Consider the following 26,282-nt stretch of genomic DNA (forward strand, 5'->3'; position numbering starts at 1 on the left):
ATTTATAAACTTACAATAGTAAATAGTTATTATAAAAAGTCTTGCAAATAGAAGATAATTGTAAGTTATCCTTTATTCATTATTTTCAGGTAAGGTCAATAATACATTTCTGTTAACAAAATACGCTACACATCTTACATTCAACTGGTGTATGTCTATGTAGTACTTAATCTCATTCTAAGAAAAAAGTATTAAGCCTTAACTAAATCTATATTTCGGGTATGTAATATAAAAACATTTATAATTACCCTTTATGGTATTAATTATAACATAATTTGACAAATATTTAAATAACTTTTACGCAAATCAGTTATAAAATTTCACATAGTGTTTTTATGCATTTTGTATAATACAATTTTGTTTATTGCTCAATAAATAAAATTTTTAGGCAAAATAAATATAGATATTTGAATAGACTTTCTTTATTTTCTATTGCATAATAATTTTATTAAATATAAGGAGCTATATGCGATGGAAATAAAAAATGTACAAGCAAATAATCTAACAACTGATTATCTAAACTTTTGCCTTTCAAGAAAAAATCTTGATCAGAAAACGATAAAATCATACACTATTGATTTAAGGCAGTATTTTGAATTCACTATGGAATCTGCTATTGAATGGACAAACAAAAAATCCATTGAGCAATATATAAATTTACTGCACTGTAAGTACAAACCTAAGAGTGTTAAGCGTAAAATTGCTTCGCTAAAAGCATTTTTTCACTATCTTGAAATTGAGGAACTTATTGATATTAACCCTTTTCATAAGATACAAATCAAGTATAAAGAACCCTTTATTCTCCCAAAAACTATTCCCATAAATAATATTGAGCAAATTATTAGGTTTGCTTATCTACAACTTACCAAAGCGAAAACTGAGTATGCTAAAAAAGTTGCTCTGCGGAATGCACTCATACTTGAGTTACTGTTTGCCACCGGAATGAGGATTTCAGAATTATGCACACTCACGACTGAACAAATTGATTTTAATGATTACATAATCAAAATTTACGGAAAGGGCTCAAAAGAACGCCTGATTCAAATCTGCAATCAAAATGTTCAGGAGTTGCTCAAAAAGTATAATCAATCATTTAAATTTGAAATAGCAAACAACAAATTTTTCTTTATAAACAGGCTTGGCAACCGTCTATCTGAACAATCTGTTCGTAATATGATTACCAACTATGCAATCGGTGCAGAAGTGCCGCTGCACATTACTCCGCATATGTTTCGTCACTCTTTTGCAACTCTACTGCTTGAAGAAGATGTTGACATACGCTATATTCAACAAATGCTGGGTCACAGCTCCATTACCACAACGCAGATTTACACGCATACGAGTATCAACAAACAGAAGAATATTCTGTCTTCCAAACATCCGAGGAATAAACTTGAAATTGGGATATAATAAAAGCCTTGCGGGATTTTTTAACTCACAAGGCAATCAGAATACTTTATTCACTTTTATCAAAATCATTTTCTATTACATCGGAAATGAGATTTGAAAAATCGACGGCATTTTTTGAAGTAATCACAGGTTTTCCTGTTCTTTCCTCGATATCTTTTCGTGCATTTCCGGCGACTTCACCACCCTCTTTTGCTACTTTTCTGTTGTCAGCAAAAGTTTGTGGATTTTTCTCTTTAGAAATTTCTGTTGTAGTTGCTTCAGCCAACATATTGAGAACCAGCTCAAGTGTACTCATATTATCTCTCAGGTTTTCCTTTTTCAATCCTTTGAGATTTTTATACTGGCGGGTTGTCATTCCTGACCATGCTTTTGTGATTTCATCAGTCAGAATTGCATATTCTACACCCTGCTTTACACCACGAGAATCCCATTCATCAGTAAGCTCTTTTCTTACCTGTATAGCCTGAAGTCTTTGATTTATCCACTCTCTGCTATATCCTTTTTTCAGGTATGTTTCAAGAGCTCGCTCTATGGTAAGTTCAGGGTCTATGGTTTCATCAATTCTCTCTCGACCAACTTCTGCAAGCCACATTTTAAAAGGTTCAGCTTTTGGCGACGGGATTGACTGTATTATTCTCAAAAGCTGCTCTGTATTTGCAACATCGGTTTTGTAATTCTTACCATCCTTAGGAGATGACATTTTCAGTTGTACGATATTTTCGTACAACTGGTTTGCTCCTTCAGCTTTAAGCTTTCGCTTAAGATCGCTCCAGTAACGACGAGGTTCATTACTGTCAGTCAGAACTGAAATTACATCCACAATAGAAAAATACCATTCTTCCTCTGACTCATTCCACGCAGTACGTATCTTTTTATCTTCAAAAATTTGTATTTTATTTTCTTCACTCATATATATTCACCCACTTCTAAGCTAAAAATATTATAGCAGACTGAATTTGTAAATTCAATCAATTAGGCTTTATAGAGATAAGAATTGTTCATAATTAAGGTCGAATATAATCTCTAATTCATAACCTCGTGATACTTTCACTTCTCTTATGAGCTGACAGGCTATCATTTTCTTCTGCTCCATTGTTGAATTGTCAAATTCGTCTGCCCAAGTTCTGAATTGTGAATAATAAAAATCAAGCCTGCCCATCGCATTTTGCTGATTGGCAAGCTTGTACTTTATATCACTTAATTCAATTTCTTTTTTATGTAGTAAATCGTTTGTATTATCAATAGACGTTGACAGCATATCGGGTGTGAAACGGCTTTCACCGAGGAGTGATCGTCCTATTTCGGCAGATAATTCCACTACCTGTCTTTTAAGCTTTTCAATTTCTTTTTCAAGCTTTGTCTGTTTTCTCCTATACTCCGATATTTCGGATTTGTAGCGTTTTTCAAGTGCTATATCTTTTGGCGTTGATTTGATTTTGGCGAGATAATCTCTCAATGTTGCAAGTACAGCACCGTCAATTCTGTGTGCTACATAAGCCGACTGTCCGTCACATGCACCTCTTTTCATCGCTTTATTGGTACATATATACCTCTGTCTGCGAACTCTGTACTGACTGCCGTCTGCCCTGTCGTATCGGTCGATATAGCTTGTTGATACCATCTTCTGACCACAGTGGGCACAGTATATATTTCCCGACAGCAATGTACTGCCTTTTGTTGTTCTTGCTATCTGTTGCTTTTCCTCATTCTTTGATGAGCGTTGTTTCAGTTTAAACTGTGCTTGGTCAAAGATATTTTCATCAATGATATGCAGTCTTTCGATATACGGTGATTTAACACCGCCTGACACAAGATAATCGCAGTACAGCCTGTTCTTTAGAATACGATTAACCGTATTACATTGAAACTTGCTGTTATTATGGGTTCTGATTCCGTGACTGTTCAGATAATCAGCCATTCGATATGAGCCGTAACCCTCTTTAACTGTCATCTCAAATATCTTCTTGACTATCGGAGCTTCATCATCGTCAACGACTATGTCCATAAGCTCTTTTCCCTTTTTGTTGATTTCACCGCTTTTTATAAGTTTGTAACCGAATGGTGCAACACCTCCGGTAAATTTGCCGTCTAACGTCATTTGGTTAAGGCGAGTTTTAACACGTGCTGACGTTTTCTGACTCTCACCGTTGGCTTGCCAAAATCGTATGTAATTCATAAGCTTATCCACATGATTATCCATACGCTGTTCGCCCTCATTAACGCTCCACACCTCTATGCCGTGTTTGATGAACCATTCGACGACAAACGGGGTTTCGTCATCAATTCTGCCTATTCTGTCAAACATAAAGACAAGGAGTACATCAAATTCTTTCTTTTCTGCGGCGGCTTTCAAATCCTGAATAGCATCTCGATTGCGTGCCGAAACCTTGAATCCCGACACGCCCTTTTCCTGAAATTCTTTCAGAATTGTCCAGCCATTGTGCTCTGCGAATTCTCTGCACGAGGTTTTCTGCATTGGAATATCATCTTTATCAACCTGACCTTTGGTTGATACTCTGTACAAGCAATATACTCTTTTCATTTTATCACCCTTTCGTACGATTTTTGCAAACCAACAATACTACATAATTCCTATAATATCCAGCGAAATCCAAAAAATAAATTGAAATAAATTCAGCATCCAATCTGAGTTTTCATTCTGTTCTCAAATGTATCCAAAAGATTTTCAAGAACATTTCTTTCGACCTGTAAATTTCTGTTTTTGGAAAAGCAGATAGTAACCTTGCAGTCGTTTATAACAGATTCTATTCTGTGTTCTGAATCAATGTTATTTTCATTTATATAGTTTTCGTTCAAATTATCACCTGTTCCTTATTTTTTGTTTTTCTTATTTTTATAATCTTTCATCTGCTCATCAGCTTTTGCCGCTGCATTGCACAGGCACATAACGCAAACGCCGATAAAAGCACCGACAAAAAGACCAATCATAAATCCTAACATTTTAACACCTTCTTTCAGTAATTTTCTTCTAAATACCCCGACAGCAGAAAACAAAAAATCTTCTGCTGTCGGGATAAAATCAATCGTTTTGGATAGTTCTAATTTTCACGCTATCCTATTGTCGCTATTTATCCTCGATGCCCTGCGACAAGGAACACATCAGACGGCATTGCATTATAGCCTCATTGGAATTTCACCACCGTGGGGATCTCCCACAGCCGCCATCTTTGGTTGCGACGGTTCTATCACGCTCGACTTTTGACTTAACGGAAGTATCATTATCCCATCTGCCTGTCATCGCCGTCATTGAATTTGCCTTTCAATGTCTGAATCTTGAAGTTCTGTATAGAAGTTCGCTCATGTGGCTTGTCCGTTCCGAACAGAAGAAGGAAAGTATCTGATGTGCTGATATTAAATTTTCAAAGAGCAACGCCTGTTCTCTGAAAAAAGAAAACAGGCAAAAGAGAAATAATCCCTTTCACCTGTTTCCTCACTTAAAAGCTAAAACACACCCCTAATTTATAATTTTTTTAAAATATTTTTGATTTTTTCTACTGCACGATACACCGATCTTTGCACACATGGATAAGTACAGCCTTCTTCAAGTGCTATTTCGTCAAAAGTTTTTTCTTCAAAATAATACTTGTTCAGTCTGCGTTTCTGCACCTCGGGTAATTTGCTTATTGCCATATGCAAATTTTCTGTAATCTGAACATTTTCAAAGTATTCTTCTAACGACCATTCCCTTGAATCTTTCTTTTTATGCAAAGTATGTTCATATACTTCGGAGTGTTCCAAATGTCTGTCGTACTCATTCATTTGGGAAATATCTTCAAGTTCAAATATATTGAAAGTTTCAAATACGCTCTTTGAAACTTCAACCATTTGAATGCGGTTATTAACATCAACGAAATAAACATAGTATCTTCCTTTTTCTGAGCATAAAGTATAAGGATTATACTTGTCTTTTCTTCTCTTAGGACGTTTGTCCATTAATTTTTCCTCCAATCAATCTGAATCTTTTAGTAATTCAGGTTGTTTGGAGGACCTCTGTTTCTATATTTCATCATGCCCTTCCATTTTCATGTAAAAGGGCATAAAAATACCGACAAGTATAGAAAGCTATTACTTGTCGGTATTCTATCACACGCTATTAAATGTCTTTATTCTTCTTGCTATCACAAAATTCATTAATTATATAGTTATTAACATAAAACTTGCCTTTGACCCCTATTTCTTTTCTTATATTACGGAAGCACTTCTCAGTTTTCACTCGTATATTATCATAAGCAGTTACAGAATTTGAACATTTATATTCCGAACAAGTGCAAGCACTGCGGTAAATTCCTTTTTATTCGTGGTGGCAAATATTTCAGCTACTGTGATAATCCGTTAAAGGACGAGCCTGACAAGACCTGTCGAGATGTCGGCTCAAGACGGCACTATGACGACAAGTGCAAAAACGATCCCATCTGGCAAACTTACAACAGGGCATACAAAGCACACTATGCAAGGTATATGAAAAAGAAAATGACCATTTCCGAATTTGAGAAATGGTCACGGTTTGCGTCAAGTTTGAGGGATAAGGCGGTTGCAGGAAAGGTTGATTTTGCACAGTATTATGCCGATATACGGAAATAGCTTTTCTTTGTTTACTGCTATGCAGATTTTAGATATGTATAATCAGGTATTATATAATTATAAAAATATTACAAACGTTTGAAACAAGAATTTGATAACACAAAAACAAATATACTACTTATCAATATAAAAATATATGGACATATTATGTCCATGGTGCTGCTTGGAATATCAGATGAAAGCATATTAATAAACTTAAGAAAGTCAATATTGGCAGTCATGCAAAATATTTCGTAACACACACTGATAATAAAAGGAATTGCTATATTTTTTAAAATTATAGATATTGAAAAACTAATACTAAAAAAAGCAAATGCCTGAACAAAAAATATAAAAATATAATTGAAATAATTAAAATTTAGTATTATACAATATAAACCAAGCAATACACATATATGCAAGAAATAAAAAACAAACACAAGAAAAAGTTCAACTATAAGACTTTTTTTATAAACAAGCAATAGTTCTCTGATCCTGCCCTCTACATACTCTCTGAAACCAAATAAAGTCCACCATACAGCAAAAAATGGGCAAAAAATTTGTAACATTATGTATGTTGAAAAATAACATTGTTCGGGTGAATATCCTTTAGCAAAATCCAAATATGTTAAAAAAGGAAGTACAAGAAATAAAAAAACAACAGGTACAATATAGAGAATTCCCATTCCTTTAAGTGTTAATTGTATTAATGAAAGGCGGTTTATATATCTTTTAAGGCACATAAATATCCATCCTCTATATCAGCGTTAATACTCACTCCCTGCTCAATAAAATTACTTGAGAGAACGATTATATAATTTTTATTATCCTTACTGATTCTGTCTTTAACATAATAATTTCCCTCTAAATTATTTTCATATTCTTCGTCTAAAAGAAAAACTTTTTCATTTCCGATAGAAGTAATATCGCTGCAAGTTCCCTGAACAACATTTCTTCCCTCATTAATTATAACAATCTCATCACATATTGATTTTACGTCCGAAACAATGTGAGTAGAAATAATAATAGTTTTATCATTTTTTATTTTCCTTAAAAGAGATTTAAATCTTACTCTCTCCTCAGGATCAAGACCTGCAGTCGGTTCATCAAACAAAACAATTTCAGGATTTCCCATTATAGCTTGGGCTATTCCCAATCGTCGAACCATACCTCCTGACAGCGAACCCACTTTGTTTTTAATTTTATCACTTAGGTTGACCAAATCAATGCAATATCTGATTTCATTGTCTTGATTTGACTTAGGTATTTTCTTTAATGTGGCAAAATATCTCATAGTTTCATATACAGTCAATGACTTCATAGCACCAAACTGCTGAGGCAAATATCCTATATTTTCACAATCGCACTCAATGCTTCCCTTTTCGGGAGAAAGCAAACCGCATATACATCTCATCATAGTAGTTTTGCCGGAACCGTTTGGCCCAAGCAAGCCATAAATACCGTGCTTAAATTCGCAGGAAAAATCATTTAAAGCTTTTGTTTTCTTAAAAGACTTGGTGCAGTTCTTCAAAATCAGCACAATTATACCTTCTTCCTTGTTAATTATCATTTATACTTTCGGAGTCAACCACGGCTTTTTCTACATATTTAGAATAGCCCATATCTCTTTGAGCAAGAAGTATTTCAGCAACTTGCTTCTTTGTTTCCTCATCAGTTGCTTTATTAATAAAAACTGTATCATCTCCTAAAAATATTCCATCATAAATACAATTAGAAGAAAGCATTTCATTTATCTGAATAATAGTATATTCTTTGAGATTTAATTTATTGCTGCTATTGTTATCCAACTCATTAATGTATTTCTGAATTTCGTCTATATATTCTTCATCTATTTCGCTCAATCCCCACCCCTTTACAGTAATTGCATAAATCTTATAAATATCAGACGAATTTGATTTATAAAATCCACTAAAAAGCGTAGGATAGCTTGTAACCCCGACAAAACAATTTTTCTCATTCTTTACCTCATCAAGATTTGAATAAAACTGCCTTGCTGAATCAACTCGAATATTAAATTCTGTTTTGGATTTTATCTCAATCGGATTATATGTGGTATAATCACCCGTAATTTTGTAAAATCCGGGAATAGGGTAATATGCAAAAAAGCCGGGCAGAGAACACGCCTGATAATTACTGTATAATATAGGTGAATAACCGCTGTACTTTATGTTTATAAGCTGCAGGTTTCCGTTCCCTATTACAGTAACATAATCTCCTTCACGATTATATTTTAAAGCATTTCCTTCAATATCAGTTATCTTTAAAACATTGTATCCATGGTACAATGTAAAATTGTAATACTCTAAACCTGTATCAGATAAAGTCATTGATACTTCGGCGTCTAATTGTCTGTAAATGCTTAAATCCATATCGTATGATGTAACTTCAAAATCCGGATCTTGGTTCTTTTGCTCATTTTCAGTATAAAACAAATAATCTGACATTGAAATACTGTCAAGCTGAGCTCCCTTTTCAATATGGCTTCCGCCATAAAAGTAGCCAACCAGATTAAATGTTGAAATTAATAGTGTTAATGACAGTAAAACAGCTTTTAATGCGGTTTTCTTTATTTGACAAAGTTTGAAAAACAAAAATGACAGTAGAGAAATCCAGAAAATAATTAAATTCCATCTATAAATTTCAGCATACATACCGTAATCATGGTTTATGTACCACTCTAAATCATTTGGCAGAATATATGCAAGAAAATATTTTGCTTCCCAAAAATTAATTTTGGTAACCTGGCTTAACCCCCCCGGAATAAAGTCAGATGTACTTGACACAAGGAAAATTATAAGCGCCATAAGAGCATATGAAACAATCCTTTTCGTCTTTTGAGCAAAAAAAACGCCAAGTAAAATCGGGATTATTCCACCCAGAAAAACATATAAAAATAAAACTGAAAATATATGATACAAATAACTGTAGTCATTCATTCCGGATGACAAAAATATAACAAAATTAAATACAAATGCGCTAAAGAATTCTAAGGCCGGAATAAACAACAAAACTGTTACAGTACTTGTTAAAATCCTAGTCTTACCATTTTTGTGTGAATACAATGCTTCATCTATATAACAACGCTTATATAGGTAAAAGAATTCATATGATGTAAAACATAATATTACAAATGATAGTAAGCATAATTTTATAGAATTCTTTAAATATATTAATACATCACTATTGAGTGAAAAGCTATAACAACTATATACAAGATTCCCCAAAAAACATACTAACAGTATGATAACCGGAATAAATATTATTTTAGTTTTAAAAAACAATTTTAAATTTTGTTTTATCATTTTTACTCACCCTATTTCTTGTAAGTACGGGTCTTACAAGGAAATAATAAATACTAAATTAGATTGCTGTAATTTTACCTGTGGCTGAACAATTCTTACCGCCCCACCACCATGAATTCATTTTACCTCTCCATGATGCTTTGGAATTATTTATGACGGTGTATACACCTGATGATGCATTATATCCCGGTTCAGCAAAAACATGTTGTGCCTGTACCCAACCTTCTCCGGGAATTGAATATTCAAGATAAAGATTAACACCGTCATCAGAACTGGTAGAATTACTTAAATTACTAATTGTACCTTTTTTATACAGTCCTAATGAAGTTGAAATTGCTTCGGTTTTATCTTTAGTTAGCGTCCATGTGGTACTAGCTGCAGAAGCACTAATAGTAAAAACCGAAGAAAACATCAATATCGCCATTAAGAAGGTTACGAATTTAAACATTTTTCTTGATTTTGAATTTGTCATATAAACCTCCTAAAAATGATTTAAAAATAATACGAAAATAATACGAATCACTTTAAACCCGTAACAGGTTATAAAACCTTTTAAAGTGAAAAAAAGCTTAAATAATATTTTAAAATTTATTAAAATAGTTTTATAGTTTTATTTTCGCAGATTTTGCAAAAGTTGCACTTTTCTAACTATGAGGAGTACTGTACTTGTGAAAATACTAAAACTCAGCGAAACACATATATTATAGACTCCTATTACTATTAAAAAAGTTGAGAATAAAGATATAGCAATAGAAGTAACGCATGATACTATTTTATAAATTGTTCTCTCTTTGCCATTTAATAGTTTGTTTTCTGTATCTAAAGGTGATAAAAAGCAAAGAATTAATACGCATACAAGTTCAGAAAAAAACAATGAGTAATAAATTGAAAGATAATTAATTATCAAAATCCATTTTATTATACATAACATCAAAACAATTGTTATAATAGAAATAATATAACATCTTGTTGGCGTTTTAGCATGGTAGCCGCCTGCAAACTTACGAATAACTATAAAAGACAAGTAAAACACTAAACTTTCAACTAATAAATTAAAGCACAATCCTAAAGCAATAATAGTAATAATATGGAATGCTGATGCTAAAATAATATATACAGCATATTCATATAAATCAAAATTATCTTTTTGTCCTTCATCTTTGCATAAAAAGCAAGCAAATTTATCAGAAATTAACTTTATCATTTGAACTTCTTAAATTTCTCTAAATTCTTCGGTACTTTCGGCTGATAAATTACATAACATCCTGAAGAATTTGCATTCGATTTTAACGCAACAAACAATACTTTTTTGATTCCGTTTTTCATCTTGTTTGATAATCTTTTTTCGTTTTTCATTGTAATCAACCTCCTTATTATAAATTAAATTTATCAAAAAAATGCTTGTAAATGTTGAATTTTACAAAAATGGTAATAAATTCGACAAAAAATGCACTTTTAATCTATTATAGCCCTTCATCTTACAACTATATAAAAACTTTTAAATATTACAATCATATAAAAATATTATCTTTTTTTAAATTTATTAACAATATTGCCGATGATTGATAGTATTTTATTAGTTGATATTAATGTATGTAGACTACAAAAATAGGAATTTGTATAGCACAACATAGAAAAGAAATAAAAATGAAGAAAAATGCTTTAGCCAAAAAAACATGTTTTTCAAATTATCACATATCAAATATTGAAAATGGTTACTCTGTACCAAGTATCGAAACATTTGCGAAAATTTGCAATGCATTAAATATCACACCTGACTATCTCTTATTAAGTAGTTTAAAAAAGTAATAACATTCCTAAAAATATTGTTGATAAACAAATTTTTGCAATGATAAATCATTGAGCCTGATATCAAAAATAATATATAGAGTTTTAACTGAACAGGAATAAAACAGATGACAAATTCTTTTTTTTGAGTTATAATCCTAATTAAGGAGGTATAGCTCTATGAATGTACTGATATGTGATGATGATTTGAAAATCGTTCAGCAAATCAAAAATTTTCTCCTTAAATTATCAAAACAGTCAACCTATAATTTTGATATTACCTGCTTTTCAAATGGGGATTCTATATTGGATAAACAAATTAAAACTGATTTTGCGTTTATTGATATAGAAATGCCCGGTGTTAACGGACTCACAGTTACAAAACATCTCCAAAAAATAAATCCTAATATTATTATTTTTATAGTTACTTCTTTTCAAGGATACCTAGATGATGCAATGGATCTCAATGTTTTTAGGTTTTTGTCTAAACCCATTGACGAAAATAGATTTTTTAGGAGCATGAAGATTGCTTTAAATCTGTATAAACAAAGCACAGAAAAAATTATCTTAGACTATTTTGATGAATATCACAATATATTTACAATTGACATCTTGTATTTAACTATAGAAAATCGCAAAACTAAACTAGTTACAAAAACGCAAGAGTTCATTTCAAATAAAAAGTTTGATTATTGGAAAAAGCAGTTATCCAAATACGAGTATTTTGCCCAATCACACTATAGTTACATAGTTAATTTAAAGAATGTAACAGACTTTAATAAAAATGAAATCACATTATCATTTAATTCTAAAAAAGCAACAGTACCTATATCCCGTAGTTTCTATGTATCATTCAAAAAAGCCTTTTATGAATATATGGGAGGGACAACATGATTTCTAATATCTGTTACGCTGTAGTCTTTCTGATTGAGTCACTCATATCTTTTTATTATTTTGATTTTAAATTTAAACGAAAAATTGCTAAAAAATTCATATTTTTATTTGCACTAGGAAATTTTATTATTTTATACATACTTCATTTTTGTGAAATCCCCATTATAAATCTTTTGGGATTCTTTTTCTGTAATTTTCTAATTTCTATATTATGTTATAATACAAAATTAAAATCCGCTTTATTTAATAACCTAATTCTTTTATTTCTTATGATCGTCACTGAATTAATAGTATTTTATTTTTCTTCAATCATTTTCAGGATAGATTTATTGGAAAGCTATAATGATGATTTTGTATTAATTATTCAAGCTACAATTTGTAAATTGCTTTATTTCTTATCAATACATTTAATTATAAAAATATCACAAAAAGAAAGCATGGAAACGAATTCTAAATTTGCTCTTATTCTTTGCATTCTACCAATCGCTTCTATTATTTTAATGTACACTACTGTATATCTTTGTATTATCTATTCAGTAAATGATAATTTTAAATTATCTTTAGTTATAGGAAACTTACTTCTATTGTTTTCAAATATTATTGTTTTCTATATAAACGAACTAACAATAAAAGTTAATCATAAATACACACAAATACTTTTAGATAAGCAGCAAGAAAAGGATACGATAGATTACTATAAGCTGTTAAGCGAACAGAATGAAAATTCAAAAGTGTTGATTCACGACATAACTAAGCACTTAAATACAATTAAGCAGTTGTCGGAAGATAAAGATTCAAATATAGCTCAATATATTTCTGAAATTGTTAATGATTTTAGTATTATGAATCCAATTGACTACTGTAATAACCCTACAGTCAATTTAATTACTCATAGGTATTATGAGATATGCAAGAAAAATAACATCAACTTTACAATCAGTATAAAAAACGCAAATATTGATTTTATTAAAGAACATGATATAACTGCCTTACTTGACAACCTTTTAGAAAATGCGGTTGAGTCAGCGTTAATGACAAATGAAAAATTTATTGATTTTTCTATTAGTACAAGAAATTCCAATTTTGTAATCATTAAAATTTCAAATTCTTGCAATAAAAAACCTAAATACATTGATGGAACTCTCGTATCTTCTAAAAGCACATCCGGTATGCACGGAATCGGAACCAGAAGTATTAAACGAGTAGTTGAAAAATACAATGGAAATTTAGAAATGAAATTTGATAGCAATACAAATACATTCACTTCTACTATTGGAATAAACTCTAATATACAAAATAGCAATCAAACATAATCTCTTATATTTACATATATTATTATTCGTTATTTACTTATTGAAACAGTGTTACCGCCCTTGTTCACGGTAACACTGTTCAGTTACGATTTATCTAGGCTTTTTCGAGTTTTATAATAATCATGTAAGTGCTTAAGTATCGCTCTTTAGAAATAAATTATATTTTCTTAGACTTATATAATCTATCTGCATTGATACTATTGTCTGTTTCAACAATTATTTATGTAATTTTGATGTTAAAAATCAAATTATAGTATCAGGAAAAGGAATATCTAATGAAATGTTTTAAAAATCGCTATAACAATTTATCATATATAATTTTCACAATACTATCTTTGTTTTCAATAAGTCTGATTTTTAACAATAATGTATGGTTTGATGAAGCTTATACACTGTCGCTAATTCAGCACAATTATTCCGAAGTAATTGAAATATTAAAATCGGATATGCATCCTCCTCTATACTTTATATCTCTGAAATTCTTCTGTGAGATTTTCGGTTATTCGATTTTAATAACTAAAATTTTTTCGGTACTCGGTTACATTGCAACGCTTTTGCTTGGCTGTACCGTGGTTAAGAAGCATTTCGGTTCGGATACATCAATGGTATATATGCTTACTATAGGGGCAATTCCTATGTCGCTTTATTTCAGCGTTCAGCAGAGATCGTATCAATGGTCCATATTTTTTGTTACACTTTGCTTTACGGAAGCTTTGCTGTTTCTTGAAAATCACGGGACGCGGCATTGCGTTATATTTGTTATCACCGCTTTGTTTGCCGCGTACAACCACATTTACGCTTTGCTTGCGGTCGGCGTGATTTTCATTTTCGTGAATATCTATGCTTTTGTAAAAGACGGAAAGCTGATAAAAGCAATCATAATATCTGATATAGCTATGACGGTGGGATATTCTCCGTGGATTATCCCGCTGTTATATCAAACCGAGGCGGCTGCCGGTAGCTTTTGGCTAAAAGGAGTAGAACCGCTTTCGGTGGTTGTGTTTGCATCGGGAATTGTTATTTCGATGCTGATACTCGCCAAAAAGGAAAACCGCAGGTTATCTGTAATATTTGCGATAACCTGCGTATTAAGCGTTCAGGCGATAGGTCTGCTTGTGACAATTTTCATTCGCCCCTTTTACATAGCGAGGTACAGCGTTGTTATATCGGGAATTTTCGCGCTGCTTGTCGCTTTCGGCACACAACATATAAAAGAAAAAGTTAAAAATATTATTTGCGTATTGCTTTGCGCACTTAACGTAGCCTGTCTTATCGGCACGGGAATATTTGAATACAACCCGTCAATGAATAATTTTTTCAACCGCTTTGATGAAATAGCTTCTTCAACAGATACATTTTTATATTGCGACAGCTCATTCGGAATTTTGTCATATTATTATCCCGAAAACACGCATATCTGCACCTACAGTGAGCCTTGGTTTGTGGCATTTGATAATATAGAATGCATAAATAAAAACGAACTTTCCAATAAAATTCCGCCCAACGATACCGTTTGGTTTGTAAAGAATGAATTAACTAAAACACCCGAATATATACAAAGTAATTTTGATTTAGAGTTGGTTGATTCATTCAAATGTGATTTTAATACCTTTAATGTGTATTTGGCTAAAAAATAATATGTATTATATGTTCTTACCATCATACTTTTATAATGTTTTATTTTTTATTCTATATAGCAAACTGCTCTTACCACCCTGTTCACGATAACGCTGTTCGGTTTCGATTAATCCGGCTTTTTTCAAATCTTTAATAGCTCTGCGGACGGTAGCAGGCGACAGCTTTATGTCGCCTGCTATTGTTTTTACAGAGGGGAAGCATTCACCGTTTTTATCGGCTCGGTCCTGGAGATAGGTATATACGGCAACGGCTCGGTGAGGCAAGTCCATTTGATACAGAAAAGTTAATCTACTCATTGCTGTTATCCCCCTGTGGTGGTCGCTCGGTTCTGACGACTACTTTTCCCTGCTTATTTTTGTTCTGTTCAACGCTTGAATTTTTGGGTTCTTCTGTTGGCTCATATTTCTGTTCAGAATCGATAGTATTTCCACTGTCGGCTTGTTCCGCATTTGGCGAGGTTTTAAGATTTTCATTTTTCTTCTTTTTTTCACCGCTTGCTTCATCAAAATCCGAATCAGTAACAGTCTGTTCAAGATAGTGAGGGCAGTAAGTTTGAATTATGTTATTGAACAGTTCGGAACGGTTGGCATAGTGGATTTCACGGTTACCATTTTCCGCTACTTCATACTTTTCTTCAAATTCTATACCCCATTTAAAAAACAATTTAAGTTTTACTTTCATCGGATAAAATCCTGTTTTCATAACAACAAATGTGCCTTTCGGAAGTGACTTCAACTCATCGGGGGTCATCAAAGGTCTTTCTATCATCTGCAAGGATTGCGACGGATCGTTTTTGCTCCTGCTTACAGAACCACTCATAACAGTTTTTGAACCGAGTGCTTTTGATAGGACTTCCGCACTTGTGCTGTTTGGAGCAAAACCGCCGAAGATGGTCAGCTGTGAACAGTCCATGTGAGCCGAATTTCTCGGCACGTGGACGGGTAGCAATATAGTCGGCATATGCTCTTCTTCCCGAAATTTCATAGGCATAGTCCTCCATAACACGGGAAATAAAATCGGAAGCCGAGCCTACATTCTGCTTTTCAAGGTAATCGGAATACTCAAACATATCCTTGCTGTCGGGAAAATCCTTTATGATTTTTTCAATTAAATTTTTCTGCTTTGCTGTAGCAGGAGCAAACTTTTTAGTGTCGTCTATCTTTTCCACTCCCTCACGAGTGGCAATATATTTTGCATAACCGCCTGCACTGACTTTTCGATTCGGCTTGAGATATTTAAACTTTGTAACTAACTTTGCCACAAATAATTATCCTTTCTGCCAATCGTATGCGTCATCAAAGGAAAATGAACCGTTAAGCCGCTTGACTTCCTTGACGCACTCGCCACGAAGTTTTGTAAGAGTCATCTTGTCTATGTCCTGTGACGAGGCAATAATATTCATTGTCATTGCAAGTTCAACAGCTAATTTAAAAATCAGCCTGCTCATTCGGTTGTCGCTTTCCGCAACAATTGATTTCAAAGTTGAAGTAACTACATTTGGAAGATACTGACTGTTATCGTTTGAGGAAAGGTAACCCACATAAAAAATGATTGCCTTTTCAATAAACTCGCTTCGGCTGGAACAGTTATCTTCCTTGTATATATTCTGAACCATGTCAAGCGTGGATTCCTTTATCCATAGTGCAAACTTCCGCTTTACTTCTTTTCTGTTATCCGTTTCATTCAAGTGTAAAACCTCCTTTTTGTTACAACCCATAGTTGCAACTCCTTGAATTTTGGCATTTTATTCGGCAATTCGGGCAGTTAAACCCACAAGTACAACCCCAAGGCTGAAAATTAACCCCTATGGATTTTTGAGACTGAAAAATGCGAAAAACTGCATAGCAGTCGGCGTTGCCGTCTGCCGTAAACCGACACGAGGGAGCGACTGCAACCCCGTGTCTTTCTCCTGCTTATTTTTCAGCCCTTGAAATACCGCCCGATTTACCATATCATCGATTTTTCACACCTTGCCACAAACCGCCCGATTTCGGCTTTTATTCGATTTCGGATACTTTTCCGACTTTTCCTTTAAAAGCCGACACGAGGCGAATGTGGCGAGAATACCGATGTTATTCTGCTTTTATTGATTTACCGTTTATCACTTCAAAATTACACTCGGTATACGACAGTCCGTACTCCTTAACCTCACGGTTCAAAACATCAAACATAGCCTGTTCAATACTGCGAGGGGATAACTTGACTTCATCACTCAAAGTGTCATAGCAGATCCATTCCTCGCTGTCGGGTGTGTCCTTTACAAGAATATCAAAGCCGAGGAGCATTTTATCGGGTGTGGGAAATACAACAGCGTTGATTTTTACACAGCCGACTGTGAGTGAAGCAAACAGAGTGTCGTGCTTGTCTTTTGAATTTTCGGAAAGTAATTTCTTAACCTCGTTCACAGACAAATACATTTTGAAAATATATTTATCGCCGAGATGCTTTTTCAATTTCTTTCTCTCGTTCATAAACTCATGCCACCTATTCCCATATCTTCATCTTCATCAGGTGAATCAAACAGATTGTTCTGTTCAAGGTTATCGTAGAATTTCTCTGCACTGTCATTTACGGCTTCGTTTAAAACATTTAAGTCAAAACCGCAGTCCTTGTACCCCTGCAATACAATATCATAATAGCTTGCGCTGGGCAATCCGAAATTCTGCTTAAGATTCATAATGTAAACCATCGCTGTCGTTTCCGATCCATTACTCATCCGAACAGGCAAGTCATGCTTGAAGTAGTGGGAGGGATAACCCTCGTAGCGGTCAAGCAGTTTTTCATCTCTCGGCTGAAGTTCCCACAGTGCAACGGCAACGGACTTACCGACGCAAGGTGCGATTGTTGCATAGGAGCAGTGAGGCATACCCTTGAATTGTAATTCGTAATTTTCGACTACACCCTTTCCGACAAGCTTTGCTGTCGGACAACGGTATTTCATCTGTTTAAGATTGAGATTACTGCCATAGGCAATGTATAATTTTTTACTCATAATAGATTTCTCTCCTTACATACTCATAACAAAACCCGAATCCTCATTCTGCTCAGTTGCAGTTTCAGATTCGGGTTCGTTGATATTTATATTTTCGTTTGTATTCTGAACTGTATCGTTCAACTGTGCGGCTCGCTGTTGCGCAAGTCTTTCCTTTTGCTTTTCAGCCTGAGCAGGGTCTTTCCACGCAATGTTGCCATCAAGATTTTTCAGCAGATGATGACGAGCTGTCTTGAACTCGTCACCTATCAAACCTAATCTCAAAAGCCAAGTTCTGAAAGTGTACTTTTCATTATCCGATACAGTTTTAGCGTGTCTTGCAGACTTCTGAATTAAAGCCTGATGACTGATTGCAAGGCACAGCTGAATCGCTGACTTTACTTCTCCTGCGTGTAAAGTGGAATTGAATAGACGAAATTCAATCGTACCCTTGTAGAACACGCTGTGAAGATTCAGTGCGTGGTAGCGAGTATCATCATAATGTCTGTAACTGTAATCCTCGCCGTCATACCACATTGATTTTATTTGCTCCATAGACATAGGAGGGCGGTTATTGATTTCATCAAGAAAGCGTGTGTCCATCTTTTGACAGTAATGTTCCCTTGACACATTCACTTTTAATGCCTTGTAGAGCAAATCCTCTTTAGCCGCCATAATGTTTACAATATTGCGAAGTGTTTTCGGGGTATGCGGAGCCGCATTAATATGGCAATGCAAACCACAGCTTGAGTTGACTCTCGCTCCTGCGCCACGAAGCTTTCTGACAAGCTCCTGTATAGTTTCTATATCGTCATAGTTGCAAATCGGAGTGACAAATTCAACCGAGTACAGAGAGCTTGCATTCTGTCCCGAACGGTTTTCACATCTAACGCTTGCGTCACGCATAATCTTCCACATCCTGCCATCATTATCACGAACAGAATAAGCATCATAACAACCGCCGACATGAGTTGCATCTGTATGAAAATAACCGGCAATCACTTTCGCCGCCGTACTGCGAGTGATGCCGGTCATTTCTATTTCTATGCCAAAATTTTGCGACCTCAAGTCTTTTCCTCACTTTCAATCTTTGGTTTTTTAGGCTTTGGTGGTTTCACCTGTGAACCTTTCATATCAATGAACTCCCTGACATTTGCAGGGACATATTTTGCGTACAGAGCGTCCACAGATTTTTCAAGTTCTTCCTTGAAATCCAAATCACGCTGTGACATATACAACTTGATTGCAGACAACTTTTCATCGTCATACATAATGCTGATACTTGATTTTTTCAATTCAATCACTCCTCACTTTTTGTTTTTATCAATATATTTGATGTTTGGAATCTTCAGCCACTTAGTCCAACCTCGACCGTTAAGCTCTGTTTTGACAACTCCGTAGGCTGTGCCTTGTGCTTCAATGACTTCACCGTTGCCGATGTACACTCCGATATGTCCGTCCATCCAGACAGCAAGTCCAGGTGTATCGGGCATATTAGAAATCGGTCCGCTTTCTGTAACATTGTTCCAAATAGAATTTGCACCGCAATCCGTAAACCCGTTTGAACCTGCTACAATTTCTCCGCTGTCAGAGTTGTACCAAGCGTAGGATTTTATCAAGCCTATGCAGTCGCATACTCTCTTGCCGAGCCACTTTTCAGCGACCTGTCGCATTTCACCGCCTGCCTCGTTATTTCCGGGAAACAACGACGCCTGTTGGTCGAGATACTGCTTTGTACAGACCTGACCGTAACCGCCGTAAACATAACCCCAGCCGTTTTTGTATGCGTTCTCGCACCACTTGACAAGGTCAAGATTATTTTTCGTGATCTTATCGGTAAAGCCTGCGGTGCTGATTTCCGCACCCTTGATTGACTGCATCATCTTTTTAAACTCGTCATACTTTATCTCCGTTCCTAATTTCTGATTGACGGTTTTTATCAAATCCTCATCAGACTGATTCTTCTTGAAACAGGATACAAAGTTTTTTACAAAGTCCTCATCCTCTGATTTATCGGACAGAGAAAACAGATAGATAACCTCTGCCTGTGCGTTATAGTCGGACAGCTTTTTGCTTTTGAGTTGATTTTCAACCTCTGTCATTGTGTCGTTGATAAGCTGTAGATTTTCCATCTGCTCTGCTGAAATGTTTTCTTGTATGGACTGATAGAGCTTGTCGGTATCAATATCCATACTTCCGTTGAAAACGGAAACAACAGCAACAATCGGCATAACCACAATTATGATTATGCCGATTACTATACCGCCTATTGTTTTTATTACTTTTTTATCTGTTAGCAGAGCAACTGCTATTTTCTTCAGTGCCGCACCTATGGTTGCACTCACAAAATCACCTCCGTATAAAAGCCAGCTAACTCATAATCATAAAAACTAATGAGCAACTGGCTTGGTACCATATTCAATTGAAATCAAAATACAATAAAACATTAAATTTCCCGTTAATATTCAGCTCATCTTTTCACAACGAATAATTTGATTAGCTGGAATATAAGCATCATCTCTGATATAGATAAAACATTCTCTACAAGGTTCAAAAGCTCGATCAACAGCATTTATTAGCATCCATTTTTTAATAACATTTTGCTCATATTCAGTATATGGCAGACTGTTTCTATTTAACTCTCCAAAAGTAAATTTGTGTATTTGTTCTGCTGTTGCATAAAACACCACTTTATAGGGTTTACTTTTTGCTTTCCAATACGCATCCAATTTTTGAGCTTCATCGGACAGATCAATCAAAGTTCTAATAAACTCTGGGCGCTTATGAATATCAGTTCCATAGCTTTCAATGTAATCATTATACATAAATCCATCAACACAAAAATCATAGAATACACGGTGTGCAACTGATTTTAATTTTTCATCAAACGATGATTTGATTCTACAATTGCAGTAATAATCAAAATCAATATTATATATAGTATTGCCAATGCTCATAGTGCGTTTCTCAATATTAAAAGATATACCACATTCTTGTAGTAAACAAGATAATTTTGTGTTGTGGCTAAGTACATATTGCAAATTCCTAACGCCAAAGGTGTTTATTTCACAACAATCATCAAGACTTCCAGTAACATGAAAAGCCACAAAACGAACTTGATTAATATCAATATTTTCAATATGATGTTTATTTCTTTCCCAAAATAGTTCAATATCATTATTACAATTGACATAGAACTCCATAATTAAGTCTTCGCTACAAAAACCAAGTTCATCAAGTAAAAATTCAAACGCTTTGTTAGATGTTGTAATATCATAATAAATGCACATAATTCCTCCTACTATTTTATCATCCTTTTACTAACTATAATTCAATCATAAAATACCAAAATGGTTTTTCGGTTACAAAAAATTTCGTGTATTCTATTTTATATTCTTTTATGAAATAAAACCCATTTGGATATTTAGTAGTTCTTTCTTTTGCTGATCTACCACTAACCATATAATGAGTATTCTTTTTTATGACTGCACCATCATACATTGGAAGTTCTACACGAGTACCGCGTATTGGAATATTTGGATAGGTCTGCAAATCAGTTAAAAAAATAAAAAATGCACCATCAATCATATTTTCATTATTACCATATAATTGTGTGCTTAATGTATATATATCAATATATGAATCAATGTTACCATTGTCAGAAGCACTGTCTGTGATTTTTTTATTTTTTAACTCAATTAAAACAGTTTTTGTCTCAGTTTCATTTTTATATGTAACTGAGATATCAATCTTATCATTTTGACCTTGAATCGGATAGTTTTTTTCAAGCATAACAGTAAAAGACTCGTTAGTACTATTAGTATTTAGCTCAAGTAATCTATCTAAAATGCTTGAGAAATGGAGTTGAAAAGATGCTTCTGTTCCAAATTCATAATATCCCTCTATAAGTCTATTTACATATATCTGCATAGATTGTTGTATTGCCTGCCTTATTCTCTCTATAGGATCAATATGATTTAATTCGAATATTTTCATTATATCACTCTTTCGTAATTCCTAATATTTAATTAAATTATATCAGGCAATTCTTTGCTTGTCTACAAAAAATCATCTTCCACCAGCACCGCCAAAAATCTCAGCTTTGTATTCGGGAGCCTGAACAAGAAGTAGATACCTTTCATTTCCACAACGGTAAAGACAAGTGCCTCGCTCTGCAAACTTTATTAAGTCATACTCGTTTGGTTCTACCATTAGGGCATCTTCAAAGTCTTTTGGATTGATATTTCCGGGGAAGAACAGGAAGTGATGAGTAGGAATTGAGAACAAGGGCTTTGTGTATTCCTTAACGCTCGGGATCAGAAAGTCATCGATATTTTGCGAAGCAAGTATAACGGCTGAGTCCTTCTTGCGGACACGCTTCATTGCGTTGCGGATATATTCAATCGCCGTTAGATTGGACAAAAATAAATAAAGCTCGTCTATTGATGCAACGGTATCTCCCTCTCCGAGAAGTTTGTTGCTCATATAAGAGAGAATATTAAAAAGCATTGCGTCTGCGTAATATCATTATTGTCAGAAAATATTTCTTTTACAACCGAGGGAAAATTTCGCCCCTCGGCATCTTGATTTATGCGGTTTTAATCTCTTTATGCCATACATTAAGCTGTTCCTTGCGCTCAACGGTGAAGTAAATCACAATATCATTTCCGCATTCTGTTGAATGCCATTTTGCCTTTTCGTGCACCTCAATTCTGCTGATGAATGCTCTGAGAATTTCAAGCGTCAGTTCCTGAATGTCAATGTACTTCTTTGCATTTTCAATAAAGTCCTGAATCAACTGCTCTCGCTTTTCGTTCTCATCAAGAAAGGCGTTCATCTCATTAAGCTTAGTTTTCAGTTCTGACTGCTCGGTTTCATATCCTGATGACAATGATTCGTAGCGTTCAACAGAAATTCGTCCGAGCACTCGGTCTTCGTACAGACAACGGATGATACTTTCAAGCTCTGCTATTCTTTGTTCTGCCGCTTCTTTTTCCCTCAGATAAGTTTTCATTTCACGCTCGGCTTCGGCTCTTGCATTACGGCTTGCTATTTCATAAAATTCTTCGGGATTCTCACGTACATATGCCGTTACCTCTCTCAGTTTTTGAAGTATCACAGCGTGTAAATCCTGTTCGCTGATTCTGTGTGCCGTACAGTGATTATTACCGTATCGCTGATAGGTTTTGCAAAGGTAGTTGTTTTCTTTAGGATACTTAAGCACTCGGCGAAGATACATTCTGCTTTTGCAATCGGCACAATAAACTAACCCGGCAAACACATCTGTCTTACCTGATTTATTCGGTTTTCTTCTTCCTGCAAACCACTTCTGCACCATTTCAAAGGTGGATTTATCAATGATAGCCTCGTGGGTATTTTCAAATATTAGCCAATCCTTGCGGTCGTTGTGAATTTGCTTTTTCAGCTTATTTGATTTGGTGGTGGTTTTGTAGTTCGCCGTTGTGCCGATATATACCTCGTTTACAAGCATTCCTCTAAGTGTAACATCACTCCACAGATAGGGATTATTCAGCTTCAAGCCATTTTCTTTTCTGCCGTATTTGTAGTAGGCATATGCGCTTGGCGACATAATTTTATCTCTTTCAAGAGTCATTGCAATCGTACGGGTTCCCACTCCGTTGACATACATATCAAAGATTCGTTTTACCACGGGAGCAGTGTCGGGATCGGGTACTAACCTGTTATCTTCGGATTTCATATATCCGTAAGGAAGCTTAGAGCCTATCCTTTCACCACGCTCTGCCTTTGCTCTTTGGACTGCCCTGATTTTTTTGGATGTGTCAGCAGCAAAGAAATCATTGAAGTAATTACGGATTCCGATAAATTCATTACAGCCTTTTTCGGAATCAACACCGTCATTTACGGCAATATATCTCACATCGTTCTGAGGGAATATAATTTCAATATATGTACCGGTTTTAAGGTAATCTCTGCCGAGTCGGGAAAGGTCTTTTGTGATAACAGTTCCAATTTCTCCTTTTTCCATATCGGCAATCATACGCTTGAAGTCAGGGCGTTCAAAGGATACTCCGCTGTAACCGTCATCAATATAGAACCGACAGTTGCCAAAGCCGTTATCGGCGGCATATTTTTCGAGCATACTTTTTTGATTTTTAATGCTGTTTGATTCACCCTCTAACTCGTCCTCCTGAGAAAGACGGCAGTAGAGTGCGGTAATCTTTTGTTGGTTTGATTTCATAATTTTTTCATCCTTTCCGAGCCGTTCAGGCTCTGTTGAATCAAACCGAATAGGATTGCAAGTCAACAATACTCCTACTCGGTTTGAATGTCCAGTAAAATATTTATCCCGTTTTTCGTTCAAGTAAATTTTTAATTTTTTCATCGGCACTTGGGTTGTCACCGTTCTCGGTTCCGATAGGAAATACCGATGTGACTAAAAATGTCTTTTTGCCGATTTTAACCTTATCGCTTTCGTACAGATGACGGCGGTTAAACGCAATATCGTTTCTTGTGATTGGTGTTATTCTATTTTCAGTTTCGTTCATGGCAATCCTTTCTTTACATCTTCATACCAAATCCGCCTTGTGGATTTTCTTGTATGTTCTTTCTCTCTTTACGAGGTTTTTTCATTGTAGTGCAGTCCTCTACAGGGTGGTTGCTGTCTAAAATATTTGTGAGATTTGCGACCAGATATGCAATATCATTTCCGTTATTGCTGTAATAGCTGTCGGTATCAAAGCCAGGAAAAACAGTATCCTCACATGATGATTCAGTTTCTCCTCCGCCTGACTGATACTGTATGAATACTTCTCGCTCGTACTCCCAACCTGTTGTGATGCATTCTTTGCTGCATCGTTTATCTGACTGACATAATTGTTCGTCATATCCTGAAACTCCGCCTTGAAGGTCTGTGTCATCGCATTGGAATTGTCGATAGACTTCTGCAAGGAATTCATCTGGCGGTTGAGGTATATTCGTATTTCCTCTTTCGTAGTTAGTTCTGAAACTCCGTCCAGTATTGATTTCAGCATATCTATCTGTGCAGTCTGAGTTGAAATTAACGCTTTCCAATTCTGCTCCGTAACCGCTACGCAAGGTTCTGCTTTTGATGCGATTTGCATTTGCTTCCTGGCTTGTTCCTTTAATTCCTGCGGTGATTTCTTCCCGTATTCTGAATTCATTTTCCATACTCTCCTTAAGATATTTTTCTTCGTGTAATTTATTATCCCTGCACTTCATTCCATTTGGTGTAGTGTAGGTAATGCTTTTTCTTTCTGCCGTCCACTTAACTTCGTAGCCTTCATTCTCCATCAGGCTTATGAAGTGTTCCTTTGAGGCTGCATATTTCATAGTTTCATCAATAGCTATTGCAAGCTGAAGTTTCCAGCTTTGACCTTTGTCTGCTGAACGATATTCTCTTGCCGACATCTGTTTAACTTTTTGTGGCTTAGGCATTACAACTGATAAGCCGTATGCTCTGCATAGCTTGTCCGAGTAATCTCTCAACCGTTGTATTTCATTTTTGTCGGGATGATATTTCAATCCTGTTTCAGCACTGACTGAATTTACAATGAAGTGTGAATGTATGTGCTCCCTGTCAATATGAGTAGCAACTAAAACTTCATAGCCTTTGAACTGCTCTTGTGCAAACTTCAAAGCAATCTCGTGAGCAGTTTCGGGTGTTATAGGTTCATCAGGATGGAATGACTGGAACAGATGATAGTACATTCTGCCATCTGTTTTTCTGTATTGAATTTTAGTATTCATCATTTCATTGAATGCTGAATTAGGAACACAATTAACTCCGCTTACAAGTTTTCTACCATTGTACAAGGTTTTCTTATCCTGCTTGCAGTAGGTAAGGATTGAGGCTAACCCTTGCCGTGACTGCATTCGTTTGCTTGCGATAAATTTTACTGTTGCTATTATGACCACCTCTTCCTGTCAAGCAAATCGGTAAGTAGTTTATTCATCTCTGCATACTGATTTGTAATCTCAGCAAGATTAAAGCAATTGACTTTCCCCATATTGCAAAGTGTTGCAATTTGATTTATGTTTTTTCCTATAGCCTTTTGCTGACGGATAATTTCATCAAGTCCGTTAATAACAAAGATTTGTTTTCCAAGGCAAACCTTTGTTACATACTCAGTAAGAGAAAGATTTGCCTTATCTGCTTTATGGTGAATCTTCTGTAAATCGGATTCCGATATTCTTATGCTCATTTTTCTGTCTTTCATTTAGGTTTCCTCCTTTGCCAATAAAGTGGGTTCGGGCTTCTGCCCGTATATTGCATTCGGCAGGTCAGCGACCAGCCGAATGCGTTGCTTGCCACAGCTTCAAAGCTGTGAAAATGTGAACCCCAACTTTACGCTGAATTCATAA

The 26,282-nt window shown here is 34.9% G+C and carries 30 protein-coding genes and 2 pseudogenes; 6 read left to right on the forward strand and 26 right to left on the reverse strand.

The window, feature by feature from the left end:
* Window positions 1-471 precede the first annotated feature (471 nt).
* Window positions 472-1,410 carry a tyrosine-type recombinase/integrase gene (locus tag AAAY30_RS06045; protein ID WP_252559322.1) on the forward strand — a complete coding sequence of 313 codons (939 nt, stop codon included), beginning with the start codon at window positions 472-474 and terminating at the stop codon, window positions 1,408-1,410.
* 46 nt (window positions 1,411-1,456) lie between these two features.
* On the opposite strand, the gene AAAY30_RS06050 is transcribed toward AAAY30_RS06045, so the two are convergent.
* The 5 genes from AAAY30_RS06050 to AAAY30_RS06070 form a co-directional block, all read right to left on the reverse strand.
* Window positions 1,457-2,320 carry a BRO-N domain-containing protein gene (locus AAAY30_RS06050; RefSeq protein ID WP_499215916.1) on the reverse strand — a complete coding sequence of 288 codons (864 nt, stop codon included), beginning with the start codon at window positions 2,318-2,320 and terminating at the stop codon, window positions 1,457-1,459.
* 69 nt (window positions 2,321-2,389) lie between these two features.
* Window positions 2,390-3,952, reverse strand: a complete 1,563-nt coding sequence (locus AAAY30_RS06055) for a recombinase family protein (protein WP_499215915.1) — start codon at window positions 3,950-3,952, stop codon at window positions 2,390-2,392.
* Window positions 3,953-4,044: 92 nt separating this feature from the next.
* The gene (locus tag AAAY30_RS06060; protein ID WP_295058540.1) at window positions 4,045-4,227 is read right to left on the reverse strand and encodes a hypothetical protein; all 183 of its coding nucleotides are present in this window, start codon (window positions 4,225-4,227) and stop codon (window positions 4,045-4,047) included.
* A 15-nt stretch (window positions 4,228-4,242) separates the two neighbouring features.
* Window positions 4,243-4,371, reverse strand: a complete 129-nt coding sequence (locus tag AAAY30_RS06065; protein WP_484310105.1) for a DUF3789 domain-containing protein — start codon at window positions 4,369-4,371, stop codon at window positions 4,243-4,245.
* A 519-nt stretch (window positions 4,372-4,890) separates the two neighbouring features.
* On the reverse strand, window positions 4,891-5,364 hold the full coding sequence (locus tag AAAY30_RS06070; protein ID WP_499215914.1) for a sigma factor-like helix-turn-helix DNA-binding protein: 474 nt from the start codon (window positions 5,362-5,364) through the stop codon (window positions 4,891-4,893).
* Between the two features lie 309 nt (window positions 5,365-5,673).
* Between AAAY30_RS06070 and AAAY30_RS06075 the strand changes: the two genes are divergently transcribed.
* Complete coding sequence (locus AAAY30_RS06075; RefSeq protein WP_301965613.1) at window positions 5,674-6,012, forward strand: DUF6076 domain-containing protein; 339 nt, start codon at window positions 5,674-5,676, stop codon at window positions 6,010-6,012.
* Window positions 6,013-6,080: 68 nt separating this feature from the next.
* Here AAAY30_RS06075 and AAAY30_RS06080 read toward each other — a convergent pair whose 3' ends face one another.
* The 6 genes from AAAY30_RS06080 to AAAY30_RS06105 form a co-directional block, all read right to left on the reverse strand.
* Window positions 6,081-6,734 (reverse strand): hypothetical protein, encoded by a 654-nt coding sequence (locus tag AAAY30_RS06080; RefSeq protein ID WP_499215913.1) that lies wholly within the window; start codon window positions 6,732-6,734, stop codon window positions 6,081-6,083.
* Window positions 6,713-7,561: an ATP-binding cassette domain-containing protein gene (locus tag AAAY30_RS06085; protein WP_207722738.1), complete on the reverse strand. Its 849-nt coding sequence runs from the start codon at window positions 7,559-7,561 to the stop codon at window positions 6,713-6,715. The genes AAAY30_RS06080 and AAAY30_RS06085 overlap by 22 nt, the downstream gene beginning before the upstream one ends.
* Window positions 7,551-9,314 carry a hypothetical protein gene (locus tag AAAY30_RS06090; protein WP_499215912.1) on the reverse strand — a complete coding sequence of 588 codons (1,764 nt, stop codon included), beginning with the start codon at window positions 9,312-9,314 and terminating at the stop codon, window positions 7,551-7,553. The genes AAAY30_RS06085 and AAAY30_RS06090 overlap by 11 nt, the downstream gene beginning before the upstream one ends.
* Window positions 9,315-9,372: 58 nt before the next feature.
* Window positions 9,373-9,786 (reverse strand): hypothetical protein, encoded by a 414-nt coding sequence (locus AAAY30_RS06095; protein WP_295051818.1) that lies wholly within the window; start codon window positions 9,784-9,786, stop codon window positions 9,373-9,375.
* A 138-nt stretch (window positions 9,787-9,924) separates the two neighbouring features.
* Window positions 9,925-10,518, reverse strand: a complete 594-nt coding sequence (locus tag AAAY30_RS06100) for an accessory gene regulator ArgB-like protein (protein ID WP_302197245.1) — start codon at window positions 10,516-10,518, stop codon at window positions 9,925-9,927.
* A complete protein-coding gene (locus tag AAAY30_RS06105) occupies window positions 10,515-10,670 on the reverse strand; it encodes a cyclic lactone autoinducer peptide (protein WP_301965616.1) in 156 nt (51 codons plus the stop codon). The genes AAAY30_RS06100 and AAAY30_RS06105 overlap by 4 nt, the downstream gene beginning before the upstream one ends.
* A 264-nt stretch (window positions 10,671-10,934) precedes the next feature.
* Between AAAY30_RS06105 and AAAY30_RS06110 the strand changes: the two genes are divergently transcribed.
* The 4 genes from AAAY30_RS06110 (at window position 10,935) to AAAY30_RS06125 (ending at window position 14,946) form a co-directional block, all read left to right on the forward strand.
* Complete coding sequence (locus AAAY30_RS06110; RefSeq protein ID WP_499222352.1) at window positions 10,935-11,123, forward strand: helix-turn-helix domain-containing protein; 189 nt, start codon at window positions 10,935-10,937, stop codon at window positions 11,121-11,123.
* A 159-nt stretch (window positions 11,124-11,282) separates the two neighbouring features.
* Window positions 11,283-11,996, forward strand: coding sequence for a LytR/AlgR family response regulator transcription factor (locus AAAY30_RS06115; protein ID WP_302197244.1), 714 nt, complete (start codon window positions 11,283-11,285; stop codon window positions 11,994-11,996).
* On the forward strand, window positions 11,993-13,309 hold the full coding sequence (locus AAAY30_RS06120) for a sensor histidine kinase (RefSeq protein ID WP_302197243.1): 1,317 nt from the start codon (window positions 11,993-11,995) through the stop codon (window positions 13,307-13,309). The genes AAAY30_RS06115 and AAAY30_RS06120 overlap by 4 nt, the downstream gene beginning before the upstream one ends.
* A gap of 275 nt (window positions 13,310-13,584) precedes the next feature.
* A complete protein-coding gene (locus AAAY30_RS06125; RefSeq protein ID WP_499215911.1) occupies window positions 13,585-14,946 on the forward strand; it encodes a glycosyltransferase family 39 protein in 1,362 nt (453 codons plus the stop codon).
* Between the two features lie 30 nt (window positions 14,947-14,976).
* On the opposite strand, the gene AAAY30_RS06130 is transcribed toward AAAY30_RS06125, so the two are convergent.
* The 15 genes and pseudogenes from AAAY30_RS06130 to AAAY30_RS06200 form a co-directional block, all read right to left on the reverse strand.
* Window positions 14,977-15,243, reverse strand: coding sequence for a helix-turn-helix domain-containing protein (locus tag AAAY30_RS06130; protein WP_302196954.1), 267 nt, complete (start codon window positions 15,241-15,243; stop codon window positions 14,977-14,979).
* A pseudogene (locus tag AAAY30_RS06135) lies at window positions 15,236-15,859 on the reverse strand (type IV secretory system conjugative DNA transfer family protein); the annotation flags it as partial. The pseudogene AAAY30_RS06135 and the gene AAAY30_RS06130, both read right to left, overlap by 8 nt.
* Window positions 15,860-16,214: 355 nt before the next feature.
* The gene (locus AAAY30_RS06140) at window positions 16,215-16,634 is read right to left on the reverse strand and encodes a hypothetical protein (protein WP_294039104.1); all 420 of its coding nucleotides are present in this window, start codon (window positions 16,632-16,634) and stop codon (window positions 16,215-16,217) included.
* Window positions 16,635-17,019: 385 nt separating this feature from the next.
* Complete coding sequence (locus tag AAAY30_RS06145; protein ID WP_499215910.1) at window positions 17,020-17,418, reverse strand: hypothetical protein; 399 nt, start codon at window positions 17,416-17,418, stop codon at window positions 17,020-17,022.
* The gene (locus tag AAAY30_RS06150; protein ID WP_499215909.1) at window positions 17,415-17,939 is read right to left on the reverse strand and encodes a gamma-glutamylcyclotransferase family protein; all 525 of its coding nucleotides are present in this window, start codon (window positions 17,937-17,939) and stop codon (window positions 17,415-17,417) included. The genes AAAY30_RS06145 and AAAY30_RS06150 overlap by 4 nt, the downstream gene beginning before the upstream one ends.
* A gap of 15 nt (window positions 17,940-17,954) precedes the next feature.
* Entirely contained in the window at window positions 17,955-18,986 is a 1,032-nt protein-coding gene (locus AAAY30_RS06155; protein ID WP_337380849.1) for an amidoligase family protein, read from the reverse strand.
* On the reverse strand, window positions 18,983-19,213 hold the full coding sequence (locus AAAY30_RS06160) for a DUF6103 family protein (RefSeq protein WP_302703928.1): 231 nt from the start codon (window positions 19,211-19,213) through the stop codon (window positions 18,983-18,985). The genes AAAY30_RS06155 and AAAY30_RS06160 overlap by 4 nt, the downstream gene beginning before the upstream one ends.
* 12 nt (window positions 19,214-19,225) lie before the next feature.
* Complete coding sequence (locus AAAY30_RS06165) at window positions 19,226-20,263, reverse strand: NlpC/P60 family protein (protein WP_499215908.1); 1,038 nt, start codon at window positions 20,261-20,263, stop codon at window positions 19,226-19,228.
* Window positions 20,264-20,383: 120 nt separating this feature from the next.
* Entirely contained in the window at window positions 20,384-21,208 is an 825-nt protein-coding gene (locus tag AAAY30_RS06170; RefSeq protein ID WP_302191313.1) for a hypothetical protein, read from the reverse strand.
* 34 nt (window positions 21,209-21,242) lie between these two features.
* Complete coding sequence (locus AAAY30_RS06175; protein ID WP_302191312.1) at window positions 21,243-21,914, reverse strand: hypothetical protein; 672 nt, start codon at window positions 21,912-21,914, stop codon at window positions 21,243-21,245.
* 72 nt (window positions 21,915-21,986) lie between these two features.
* Window positions 21,987-22,433: pseudogene (locus AAAY30_RS06180) on the reverse strand (type VI secretion protein); the annotation flags it as partial.
* 73 nt (window positions 22,434-22,506) lie between these two features.
* On the reverse strand, window positions 22,507-24,138 hold the full coding sequence (locus tag AAAY30_RS06185) for a recombinase family protein (RefSeq protein WP_302191311.1): 1,632 nt from the start codon (window positions 24,136-24,138) through the stop codon (window positions 22,507-22,509).
* A 103-nt stretch (window positions 24,139-24,241) separates the two neighbouring features.
* Window positions 24,242-24,445 carry a hypothetical protein gene (locus tag AAAY30_RS06190; RefSeq protein WP_117705830.1) on the reverse strand — a complete coding sequence of 68 codons (204 nt, stop codon included), beginning with the start codon at window positions 24,443-24,445 and terminating at the stop codon, window positions 24,242-24,244.
* Between the two features lie 13 nt (window positions 24,446-24,458).
* A complete protein-coding gene (locus AAAY30_RS06195) occupies window positions 24,459-25,793 on the reverse strand; it encodes a relaxase/mobilization nuclease domain-containing protein (protein ID WP_294675143.1) in 1,335 nt (444 codons plus the stop codon).
* Between the two features lie 32 nt (window positions 25,794-25,825).
* On the reverse strand, window positions 25,826-26,137 hold the full coding sequence (locus AAAY30_RS06200) for a plasmid mobilization protein (RefSeq protein ID WP_294675141.1): 312 nt from the start codon (window positions 26,135-26,137) through the stop codon (window positions 25,826-25,828).
* Window positions 26,138-26,282: the final 145 nt, after the last annotated feature.

This window comes from Ruminococcoides bili, from assembly GCF_040093295.1.
GTDB classification, from domain to species: domain Bacteria; phylum Bacillota; class Clostridia; order Oscillospirales; family Acutalibacteraceae; genus Ruminococcoides; species Ruminococcoides intestinale_A.

Bases quoted from the DNA above. Each gene is read 5' to 3' on its own strand.
- AAAY30_RS06125 (WP_499215911.1), top strand. From the start codon at position 13,585: ATGAAATGTTTTAAAAATCGCTATAACAATTTATCATATATAATTTTC.
- AAAY30_RS06045 (WP_252559322.1), top strand. From the start codon at position 472: ATGGAAATAAAAAATGTACAAGCAAATAATCTAACAACTGATTATCTA.
- AAAY30_RS06145 (WP_499215910.1), bottom strand. From the start codon at position 17,418: ATGAACGAGAGAAAGAAATTGAAAAAGCATCTCGGCGATAAATATATT.
- AAAY30_RS06185 (WP_302191311.1), bottom strand. From the start codon at position 24,138: ATGAAATCAAACCAACAAAAGATTACCGCACTCTACTGCCGTCTTTCT.
- AAAY30_RS06080 (WP_499215913.1), bottom strand. From the start codon at position 6,734: ATGTGCCTTAAAAGATATATAAACCGCCTTTCATTAATACAATTAACA.
- AAAY30_RS06200 (WP_294675141.1), bottom strand. From the start codon at position 26,137: ATGAAAGACAGAAAAATGAGCATAAGAATATCGGAATCCGATTTACAG.
- AAAY30_RS06130 (WP_302196954.1), bottom strand. From the start codon at position 15,243: ATGAGTAGATTAACTTTTCTGTATCAAATGGACTTGCCTCACCGAGCC.
- AAAY30_RS06090 (WP_499215912.1), bottom strand. From the start codon at position 9,314: ATGATAAAACAAAATTTAAAATTGTTTTTTAAAACTAAAATAATATTT.
- AAAY30_RS06190 (WP_117705830.1), bottom strand. From the start codon at position 24,445: ATGAACGAAACTGAAAATAGAATAACACCAATCACAAGAAACGATATT.
- AAAY30_RS06120 (WP_302197243.1), top strand. From the start codon at position 11,993: ATGATTTCTAATATCTGTTACGCTGTAGTCTTTCTGATTGAGTCACTC.
- AAAY30_RS06195 (WP_294675143.1), bottom strand. From the start codon at position 25,793: ATGCAGTCACGGCAAGGGTTAGCCTCAATCCTTACCTACTGCAAGCAG.
- AAAY30_RS06085 (WP_207722738.1), bottom strand. From the start codon at position 7,561: ATGATAATTAACAAGGAAGAAGGTATAATTGTGCTGATTTTGAAGAAC.
- AAAY30_RS06065 (WP_484310105.1), bottom strand. From the start codon at position 4,371: ATGTTAGGATTTATGATTGGTCTTTTTGTCGGTGCTTTTATCGGCGTT.
- AAAY30_RS06095 (WP_295051818.1), bottom strand. From the start codon at position 9,786: ATGACAAATTCAAAATCAAGAAAAATGTTTAAATTCGTAACCTTCTTA.
- AAAY30_RS06150 (WP_499215909.1), bottom strand. From the start codon at position 17,939: ATGAGTAAAAAATTATACATTGCCTATGGCAGTAATCTCAATCTTAAA.
- AAAY30_RS06100 (WP_302197245.1), bottom strand. From the start codon at position 10,518: ATGATAAAGTTAATTTCTGATAAATTTGCTTGCTTTTTATGCAAAGAT.
- AAAY30_RS06070 (WP_499215914.1), bottom strand. From the start codon at position 5,364: ATGGACAAACGTCCTAAGAGAAGAAAAGACAAGTATAATCCTTATACT.
- AAAY30_RS06050 (WP_499215916.1), bottom strand. From the start codon at position 2,320: ATGAGTGAAGAAAATAAAATACAAATTTTTGAAGATAAAAAGATACGT.
- AAAY30_RS06105 (WP_301965616.1), bottom strand. From the start codon at position 10,670: ATGAAAAACGAAAAAAGATTATCAAACAAGATGAAAAACGGAATCAAA.
- AAAY30_RS06170 (WP_302191313.1), bottom strand. From the start codon at position 21,208: ATGTGCATTTATTATGATATTACAACATCTAACAAAGCGTTTGAATTT.
- AAAY30_RS06115 (WP_302197244.1), top strand. From the start codon at position 11,283: ATGAATGTACTGATATGTGATGATGATTTGAAAATCGTTCAGCAAATC.
- AAAY30_RS06055 (WP_499215915.1), bottom strand. From the start codon at position 3,952: ATGAAAAGAGTATATTGCTTGTACAGAGTATCAACCAAAGGTCAGGTT.
- AAAY30_RS06175 (WP_302191312.1), bottom strand. From the start codon at position 21,914: ATGAAAATATTCGAATTAAATCATATTGATCCTATAGAGAGAATAAGG.